The sequence below is a fragment of the Neptuniibacter sp. UBA6509 genome (assembly GCA_002435145.1).
Lineage (GTDB): Bacteria > Pseudomonadota > Gammaproteobacteria > Pseudomonadales > Balneatricaceae > Neptuniibacter.
Genome location: DJLT01000070.1, coordinates 1 through 5,839, shown reverse-complemented (window position 1 = coordinate 5,839; position 5,839 = coordinate 1). Strand labels below are relative to the sequence as shown.

General features: G+C 44.5%; 7 protein-coding genes. 5 read left to right on the top strand and 2 right to left on the bottom strand.

What is annotated here, in order from left to right; translation table 11 throughout:
- From zipA to B4K11_RS08715, 5 genes are all read left to right on the top strand, one after another.
- Window positions 1–1,188 (top strand): cell division protein ZipA (zipA, locus tag B4K11_RS08735; RefSeq protein ID WP_292959331.1); only part of this gene is annotated, 1,188 nt, incomplete at its 5' end.
- A gap of 24 nt (window positions 1,189–1,212) precedes the next feature.
- Window positions 1,213–3,252: an NAD-dependent DNA ligase LigA gene (ligA, locus tag B4K11_RS08730; protein ID WP_292950996.1), complete on the top strand. Its 2,040-nt coding sequence runs from the start codon at window positions 1,213–1,215 to the stop codon at window positions 3,250–3,252.
- On the top strand, window positions 3,252–3,812 hold the full coding sequence (locus tag B4K11_RS08725; protein ID WP_292959330.1) for a hypothetical protein: 561 nt from the start codon (window positions 3,252–3,254) through the stop codon (window positions 3,810–3,812). The genes ligA and B4K11_RS08725 overlap by 1 nt, the downstream gene beginning before the upstream one ends.
- 49 nt (window positions 3,813–3,861) lie before the next feature.
- Entirely contained in the window at window positions 3,862–4,074 is a 213-nt protein-coding gene (locus B4K11_RS08720) for a YheU family protein (RefSeq protein ID WP_292950992.1), read from the top strand.
- A 55-nt stretch (window positions 4,075–4,129) separates the two neighbouring features.
- Window positions 4,130–4,822, top strand: a complete 693-nt coding sequence (locus B4K11_RS08715; protein WP_292950990.1) for a DUF4126 domain-containing protein — start codon at window positions 4,130–4,132, stop codon at window positions 4,820–4,822.
- Here B4K11_RS08715 and B4K11_RS08710 read toward each other — a convergent pair.
- Both B4K11_RS08710 and B4K11_RS08705 read right to left on the bottom strand, forming a co-directional pair.
- The gene (locus B4K11_RS08710; RefSeq protein ID WP_292950988.1) at window positions 4,791–5,432 is read right to left on the bottom strand and encodes an HPP family protein; all 642 of its coding nucleotides are present in this window, start codon (window positions 5,430–5,432) and stop codon (window positions 4,791–4,793) included. The genes B4K11_RS08715 and B4K11_RS08710 overlap by 32 nt on opposite strands.
- Before the next feature lie 86 nt (window positions 5,433–5,518).
- Window positions 5,519–5,839, bottom strand: a 321-nt coding sequence (locus B4K11_RS08705) for an FAD-dependent oxidoreductase (RefSeq protein WP_292959329.1), incomplete at its 5' end; no start/stop codon positions are given.

Below are 5,839 nucleotides of genomic sequence, written 5' to 3'. Positions count from 1 at the left end.
CAAGAGCAAGAGCAAGAGCAAAAACCAGAACTAGAACCAGAACCAGAACCAGAACCAGAACCAGAACCAGAACCAGAACCAGAACCAGAACCAGAACCAGAACCAGAACAGAGCATCTATCAGCCTGAAGAGACCGTCGAAATTGCGGCAGCATCGAAAGCTGAGACACAAGAGATTGACTTTGAAAAGCCGATTACTGTGTTAATGAAAGAGATGGGCTCAGGAGCTGAGCTTGATGTACATCATTCGCATACAGAAGCTGATCCTTTTCCAGAGCTTGATTTAGAAGGCGTTGAGAAGACAACGCCCGTTGATATTGAGCATAACCCGCAAACCACACTGGAATTTGATTTTCCTCAAGAAGAAAAAGATGTTTTTGCTGACCTTAAGCTTGGTTCTGCATTAGATAATGACGTCCTACCCTCAACTAAAAGTGATGAAGTCGAAGTAGTTGATCAGTCTATCGGTACTATTGAATCATCAGGGAAGCGCCAAGAAAATACTGTTTTTGAGAGTCAAACAGGTACGCTGCCTTTTGAAACGGCAACAGACAGCGTTTCGCTTGAGAATGTTGAACTCGTTGGCGCTAATGTTAATACTGAAAAATCGCAGCGTGATGCATTTTCCTTTGACGTATCTGACGAGTTAGATACGTCGGATATGGAAGCGAAGGAAAAGTTGCATACGCCAATTGAGCCCCCAGAGGCAACAGCCGCGGTTTCAAGACGTAAACCGCTTGATAAAGATCCTGATCCCGAACATGTTTTAATTATTTCAGTGGTGGCTAAAGGGGGGCAGCCTTTTAGTGGTCCGGTTATTCAAAAAATTATTACTGCCTGCGGTATGACCTTTGGTGAAATGTCTATCTATCATCGCTTTGAAGATGATTTAGGCCTCAGTGCAGTACAATTCAGTATGGCAAATGCACTACCGCCTGGAACTTTTGATCCGGACGAGCCTGAAACATTGAGTACTAAAGCCGTTATGTTCTTCATGTCTATGGAGGAACCGCGAAATGTTATGGATGCCTTTGAGTGTATGTTAGCAACCGCTGAAACCGTTGCTAAGCATCTAGAGGGTGAGATGCTAGATGAAAACCGCTCTGTTTTACGAACGCAAACGATGGAACATTACCGTCAACGGGTTCGTGATTTCGAAATGAAAAATCTTAAAAAACGCGGCCGTTAAGCCGCGTTTTTCTTTCTTATACAGATGAGCCTTATCGTGTCTATTGAATTGCAGATACAACAGCTGCGGGAGCAGTTGAATCGCCATAATTATAATTACTATGTCCTTGATGATCCTTCCGTACCTGATGCGGAATATGATCGATTATTTCAGCAACTAAAGCTTCTTGAATCAGATAATCCAACGCTAATAACCCCTGATTCACCCACTCAGCGAGTGGGAGGGAAGCCATTATCTTCTTTCAGTCAAATAACCCATGAGCTGCCGATGCTCTCGCTAGATAATGCGTTTAATGCGGAGGATATGTCTGAGTTTAACCGCCGTATTATCGATCGCCTTAAAACAAACGAATCAGAGATCGAATACGCATGCGAGCCTAAGCTTGATGGTATTGCCGTAAGCTTGCTGTATGAAGATGGTGTGCTCGTTCGGGGAGCCACCCGTGGTGATGGCAGCGTCGGAGAAGATATAACGCTAAATGTACGCACTATCTCGACTATTCCTCTAAAGTTGTCTGACAAAGGCTATCCAAAGCGATTAGAGGTGCGTGGTGAAATATACATGCCAAAAGCTGGATTTGAAACATTGAACAAACGTGCATTAGCGCAGGGGGAAAAGGCCTTTGTTAACCCTCGTAATGCAGCAGCCGGGAGTTTGCGTCAGCTTGACCCCAAGGTAACGGCTTCGCGTCCATTAGAAATGTGTAGTTATAGTGTGGGTGTTGTCGAAGGCGGAACTGTTGCAGATAAGCACGGTGATATTCTGCGTCAGTTGAAGAGATGGGGCTTCAAACTGAATCCATTGCTTGAAGAAGTATCTGGGGTTGAGGGGTGTTTATCCTACTATGAACGCGTAACTTCACTGCGAGATACGCTGCCCTATGAAATTGATGGTGTTGTATTCAAAGTTAATGACCTAGCACTTCAAAAGCAGCTAGGTTTTGTCTCGCGCGCGCCTCGGTGGGCTATTGCCCATAAATTTCCAGCGCAGGAAGAGATTACCCTAGTCAAAGCAATTGAGTTTCAGGTAGGCCGAACAGGCGCTGTTACACCAGTTGCACGGTTAGAGCCTGTATTCGTGGGTGGCGTTACGGTATCGAATGCGACTTTGCATAATATGGATGAGGTTGCTCGGCTAGATGTGCGAGCAGGAGATAGCGTCATTATTCGCCGAGCTGGGGATGTCATTCCGCAAGTTGTTAGTGTCGTATTGGAAAGAAGGCCGAAAGACACAGTCAGTGTTGAAATGCTATCCCATTGCCCCGTGTGTGACTCAAAGGTGGAGCGTTTAGAAGATGAAGCTGTTTCCCGTTGTACGGGTGGGCTTTATTGTGCGGCGCAACGTAAAGAAGCTTTAAAGCATTATGCATCTCGTAAAGCGATGGATATAGATGGGCTAGGTGATAAGCTAATAGAGATGTTAGTCGATCTAGATCTTCTAAGAGATCCTGCCGGCTTGTATCAATTGAAGGTTGAGCAGTTAGCTAAGTTGGAGCGTATGGGCCCCAAATCTGCTGAGAACCTTGTGAATGCAATCAGTATTAGTAAAAAGACACTACTCCCTCGTTTTATATATGCGCTCGGAATTCGAGAGGTTGGGGAGGCAACTGCGAGAGCATTGGCAATGCACTTTGCTGATCTTGAATCTATTATGAAAGCGACTGAGGAGGAGTTGTTAGAAGTCTCTGATGTAGGGCCTATTGTCGCTAAGCATATTACGAGTTTCTTTTCACAAGCGCATAACCTTGATGTTATCTCTGCTCTTATTCATGATGCAGGTGTTCATTGGGAGAGGATTGAGCAGACGGATGTAACTGAGCTGTTGCTGGCAGGTAAAACCTGGGTGCTTACCGGTAAGCTTGAACTGATGGGACGAAGTGATGCAAAAAATCATCTATTATCACTTGGTGCCAAAGTAGCTGGAAGCGTGTCTGCAAAAACAGATTGCGTAGTGGCTGGGCCTGGTGCGGGTGCTAAATTAAAAAAAGCGGCAGAGCTTAATATTCCAACGATGGATGAAAATCAGTTTATCGCTTTTTTACAAGAGCAAGGAATCGAAATTTGATGATGGGTCATTTTAAGTGGGCAGTATTACCATTCTGTATTGTAATTTTAAGTGGTTGCTTTGGTTCAACTGTGAAGCAAGATCTGCAGATATGTGAAGAGTTAGATGACACGGATGATTGGGTAGAGCCCGCGATGCTAGCTCAGAAAAAATATGGTACGCCCTTGGCCTTGTCGTTGGCTCTTTTGGAATTGCCTTTGTCTGAGCTGGATAAAAAGCATGTGAGGCCACGCGCAGCTGATTGGGATGAGTATCGAATTCGCAGTGAACGCTGGGATGCATCGCCAAATAACCCTGAGGATGCCATTGATTTTATTGGGTGGTTTACGCAACAAACAGTAAAGCGTAATAAAATCGGTTGGCAAAATGTAAAAGAGCATTATCTTGCTTTACGTTTAGGGCATGGAGGGCTTCAACGTTTTGACCAAGCTCTTTATACGGATTTGGCGTTACAGGCAAAAGGTGTTGAATTGCGGGCTAAGCGTTGGTCGGGAGAACTAAATTTCTGTCAGGAACAGTGGCAAGGGGAAAGTTGGTACAGCAAATTAAAGATTTGGTAGCGCCTTAGCTGTAACTCTGTTTTTAATATTTCTATTTTGGTGTGCATTAATGATTATCCCTTATGACCAATTAAATCCAGATACTTTGCAATCGCTTGTCGAAGAGTTTGTGAGTCGTGATGGCACAGACTATGGTAACAAGGAGGTTACATTAGCCGTCAAGGTTCAACAGGTTGTAAGTAAGCTTAAGTCTGGAGAGGCGGTTATATTGTTCAGCGAGAGTAAAGGCCTTTGCAATATAGTACGGAAAGATATGTTGTAGGGATTGCCAGCTTGTATCTTAGTTTAAAGCTGCGCACAGAGACGAGGTGTTATTTATGGATCAGCTTGAACAAATTGTGAGTTTAATTGCTTTAACTATGGGCGTTGGTTGGGCGAGTGGTATTAACCTGTATGCCACGGTGCTTATGTTAGGCATGCTCAACAATATGGGACACATTACCCTCCCTGAAGAGCTTCAAGTTGTTGGTGATCCTCTAGTGCTAATGGCCGCTGGCTCTATGTACTTTGTAGAGTTCTTTGCAGATAAAATCCCTGGGGTGGATACCGGATGGGATACGCTACATACCTTTATCCGTATACCTGCGGGTGCTGCCCTAGCTGCAGGCGCTGTTGGGGATATGGCACCAGCAGTGGAAATCGCAGCTGCATTGGTTGGTGGTTCTTTAGCCGCAGGGAGTCATGCGGCTAAAGCGGGTAGTCGTGTGATGATCAATACATCCCCGGAACCTGTAACTAACTGGACGGCTTCCATAAGTGAAGATTTGTTAGTGTTAGGAGGTTTGTGGGCTGCTTTAAATCACCCAATTTGGTTCTTGGTTGGATTGGCTGCATTTATTTTACTATTAATCTGGCTATTACCGAAAATTTGGCGAGGCGTTAAAAAGGTATTTCGTTTTATTGCGGGGCTTTTCGGAGGAGGGGAACGTTCTGATTCGGCTGTACCCGCATCGCCTGCTTCATCCTCAAGTGGATCGGCTAAACCCAACTCTCTAAATGGGGACCGCTGACAAGAAGTCTGAGTAGGTCCGTTCTGCAAATTACACCGATAACGAAATCATTTTCGTCAACTACAGGAATTGAATTGATATCGTTGTCTATAAAATTGACTGCGATATCTTGAACAAGCGTTTCCGGCGTGGCAGCAATTAACTCTTTCGAATAAATAGTGCTAATAGGGTTGTTAGAGTCTATGCCTGCTTTCAATAGGTCTTTTTTAGATAATAGTCCCAATGGCCGTTGATCGCCTTCAGTAATAATTAGGTGGCTAATATCCAACGACAGCATTCGGTCCCAAGCTGACTTTATTGTAGTGTCTGGTGTAATTGTATGTACGGGTGAGACCATTATGCTCGCGGCTGTTATTTGAATACCTTGTTTTGTTTCGCTGGGTTGCGCAGTGTTAGCGGTATAAGCTTGGCTCATTGTGTCGTTATTCTGAAGCTGCTTTTCTTGGGCTGGAATGACAAATTTTTCTCCATCCGCATGAAGTCTATCTTCTGTATCAGCGCTGCGGTGCGAGTGGCGGCTTTTTAAAAGCGAGTTGACCCCCTTTTTCGGAAAAAGTGAATCTTTTGGCGTCTGTATGCGATAGCCGTGGTCGTATACATAAAGTGCCATTTTGGCTCCCGTTTAATAAAGTTATTCCCACTATAAGGCGGCAGATCATTTAGATGCAACCTTATAAAAAATTGTGTCTTAACTACTTATATCGCCTGTTTTATCAAGTTCTTAATAATAAATCGTGAAGGGTTGACGGCATCAATCAGATTCTTGGGTAGCGGGAGAGGCTCATTGCAGATCATTGATGCGATTAGATCAGCAGAAATAGGACAGGTTATGAGTCCTTTGGAACCGTGGCCGGTATTTAAGTAAAGGTTTGGATAATGGTCAGCTTTGGCTTCATCAAAACGCCAATTTTTATCTTTCCTTAAACGTGCGAAGGTATCGACATACTTGTCATGCACTGGAGCAGGGCCAACAATGGGCATATAGTCAGGCGTGCTACAGCGAAAAGCTGTTCTGCC